We start from the raw sequence: 3317 nt of genomic DNA, 5'->3' as shown, positions 1-3317 counted from the left end.
CGGCGGCCGCATCGCCATCGGCGAGCACATCCGCGAAGTGCAGGCGGTCTTCCGCAAGCTCTACAACCTGGAGCGCGACTTCCTGCCCGACGGCCGCCAGTTCGACCACCTGTTCCGTGACGGCGAGACCTTCCGCATCGGGAGCCTAGAGGCCGAGGCGATCAGCGTCCCGGGCCACACGCCGGCCTGCGTCGCCTATCGCATCGGGGACGCCGTCTTCGTCGGCGACACCCTGTTCATGCCGGACGTCGGCACCGCGCGCGCCGACTTCCCCGGCGGCGATGCGGCGACGCTGTACCGATCGATCCAGCGGCTGCTGGCGCTACCGCCGGCGACGCGGCTGTTCGTCTGCCACGACTATCCGCCCGAAGGCCGCGCGCCGGCCTGGGAAACGACGGTGGCGGAGCAGCGCCGCGCCAACCTGCATGTCCATGACGGCGTGAGCGAGGCGGCCTTCGTCGCGCTGCGCCAGGGCCGCGACGCGCGGCTCGAGGTGCCGACGCTGATCCTGCCGTCGATCCAGGTCAACATCCGCGCCGGCCACCTGCCGCCAGCCGAGGACAACGGCGTGCGCTACCTGAAGATCCCGCTGGACACGCTTGGCCGGCAGTGAGCCGGCAGGGAGCCGGCGGTGAGTTAGCAGTGAGGCGGTATTGAAGGATCAGTGCCCGCTGGCCGGTGTGGCTTCGGCCTCGCCGTCGTGCCCCGTCCGGATCGGGAACGGCGCGAACCAGGCCAGCACGATCGGCGGGATCGAGAACACCAGCACCCAGCCGAAGAAGCTCGCGTAGTGCTGGCCGACCCCGGCGAACAGCCAGCCGCTGACGCTGCCGGTGGCCCACTTGGTCATCGCCATCACGCCGGTGGCCATCGCGTAGTGGGTCATCTTGAAGGGCCCCGGCGCGATCTGCTGCATCATGTACAGCATGTGGCCGACGGAGCCCATGCCGAAGCCGAACTTCTCGATCGCGACCACGGCGCCGATCCACCACAGGTCGGTCGGCATCGCGTGGCTCAGGTAGTAATAGGTCAGGTGCGGCAGGTTGAGCGAGATCGCCAGCAGCAGGAAGGAGCGCCGCAGCGTCATCTTCGCGGCGATGAAACCGCCCAGGAAGGCGCCCGCGATGAAGGCCACCGTCCCCGCCGTGCCGTAGATGTGCCCCAGCGCTCCGTTGTCCAGGCCGAGGCCGCCGGCGCTGCGCGGATCGAGCAGGAACAGCGGGCCGAACTTCTCGATGAAGCCCTCGCCGAAGCGGTAGAAGAAGACCACCGCCAGCATCATCCAGATCGACGGCTTCTGGAACAGCGTGGCCCAGGACTGCCGCAGCGACAACATCGCGCTGCCCAGGTCCTGGCCATGGACCGCGGCCGGCGCGCCCGGCGGCAGCACCCGCAGGTGCCACAGCCCGAAGCCGCCCATCATGGCCGCCGCCCCCAGCATCACCGCCATCCAGCACTGCACCCAGGTCCAGTGCAGCGACGCGTGCAGCCAGCCGGTCAGCGACACCAGCAGCCCCGAGGCCACCACCGCGCCCAGGTTCCAGCACATGCCCTGCAGGCCGGCGTAACTGGCCTGCTCGCGGGGCGGCATGGTGGTCATGAACACGCCGTCGGCCACGATGTCCTGCGTCGCGGAGGCGAAACCGGTGATCCAGAAGAAGGCCAGCGAAGCGCGGAAGAAGCCGTCCAGCGGCAGGCAGAACGCGACCGCGCCCAGCGACGCCATCATCAGGAACTGCATCGTGATCACCCACCAGCGCTTGGTCCGGTAGGGTTCCAGCAAGGGCGACCACAGCGGCTTGAGCACCCAGGGCAGGTACATCTGCGAGGTGTAGAGCGCAATGTCCTCGTTGGACACGCCCAGGTTCTTGTAGAGGATCGCCGCCACCGCGCCGACCAGCACGTTCGGCAGCCCCATCGCCAGGTAGAGCGACGGCACCCAGGTCAGCGGATGGCGGGCTGGCCGCGCGGGGACCGCCACGCCCGGATCGTCGCCCGGTGCCGCTTCCGCCAGGGCCGGCCCGGACGGCGTGCCGCCCCCGGTGATCCGGGAAAGATCTGCGCTCATCGACTTGTCTCCTTCTTGTGGGCGCGGAGCATACGACACCATGACAACGTTGTCAGCCCAGGGGAAGCGAGCATGCCTGGCCACCACCCGGGCATCCGGCCTGCCCCGCCAGGGAAATTCCAGGCAATGTTTCCGGGAGCTTCGCATGGCCTTGCTTCGCAATTTCCGGATCGGCAGGCGGCTGGCGCTGGCCTTTGCGACGGTCCTCGCCCTGCTCTGTTTCAGCGCCTGGTTCGGGACGCTGCAGATGGCCCGGATCAATGAGAACGTCCGGGACCTGAACGGCAACTGGCTGCCCAGCGTGACCCGGCTGGGCGCGATGCACGATGCCGCCAACCTCGCCCGCCGCCAGTCGCTGCGGGCCGCGCTGGTCACTGACGAGACCGCCCGCGCCGCCAGCGGCCGCGAGCGTGAAAGCGCGCTGCGCGCCTTCGACGAGGCCGCCAAGGCCTACGAAACCAGCATCACCGGCGAGACCGAACGCGCCCTCTACCAGGACATCCGGGCGGCCTGGACGGCCTACCTGGCGGCCGACGCCGAGCTGCTGCGCGCGGCCGCCGCCGGCGAGGCCGAGCACGCGAACGCCCGTCAACTGGCGACCGGGCGCACCACGACGCTGTTCGTCGCCGTGTCGGCCGCGATCGCCAAGGGCATCGACTTCAACCGCGCCGGCGGCGACCAGGCCGCCCGGGCCGCGGCCGAGTCCTACGACCACGGCCGGCTGATCACGCTGCTGGTCGTCGCCGCCGCGCTGGCCGTGGGCATCGCGCTGGCGTGGCAGGTGACGCGCTCCATCACCTCGCCGATCGCCGAGGCGGTCAAGGCCACCGAGGACGTGGCCGCCGGCGACCTGACCGTCGACATCCACGCCGAGGGCCGCGACGAGCCGGCCGACCTCCTGCGGGCCATGGCGCGAATGGTCGGTCAGTTGGGGACGCTGGTCGGCCAGGTGCGCGACAGCAGCGAGAGCATCGCCACCGGATCGCGCGAGATCGCCCAGGGCAATGCTGATCTGAGCACCCGCACCGAAAGCCAGGCCAGCAGCCTGCAGCAGACGGCCGCCTCGATGGAGCAGCTGACCAGTTCGGTGTCGCAGAGCGCGGCCTCGGCCGGCGAGGCCAGCCGCATGGCTGCGGATGCCTCCGGCGCGGCCAGCGAGGGTGGCCAGGCTGTCGGCGAGCTGGTCCGGACGATGCAGGGCATCAGCGATGCTTCGCGGCGCATCGAGGACATCATCGGCGTCATCGAC

The 3317-nt window shown here is 70.2% G+C and carries 3 protein-coding genes; 2 read left to right on the top strand and 1 reads right to left on the bottom strand.

The features are described 5' to 3' along the window. Positions 1-613 (top strand): MBL fold metallo-hydrolase (locus tag FUT87_RS09870; RefSeq protein WP_147240906.1); only part of this gene is annotated, 613 nt, incomplete at its 5' end. Positions 614-661: 48 nt separating this feature from the next. On the opposite strand, the gene FUT87_RS09865 is transcribed toward FUT87_RS09870, so the two are convergent. Further along, entirely contained in the window at positions 662-2068 is a 1407-nt protein-coding gene (locus tag FUT87_RS09865; protein ID WP_186830459.1) for an MFS transporter, read from the bottom strand. A 145-nt stretch (positions 2069-2213) separates the two neighbouring features. Between FUT87_RS09865 and FUT87_RS09860 the strand changes: the two genes are divergently transcribed. Continuing rightward, on the top strand, positions 2214-3317 hold a 1104-nt coding region (locus FUT87_RS09860), incomplete at its 3' end, for a methyl-accepting chemotaxis protein (protein ID WP_186830458.1).

It is taken from the genome of Mitsuaria sp. TWR114, from assembly GCF_007997345.1.
The sequence above is the reverse complement of the archived record's forward strand: the minus strand, read 5'-3'. Positions and strand labels throughout refer to the sequence as shown.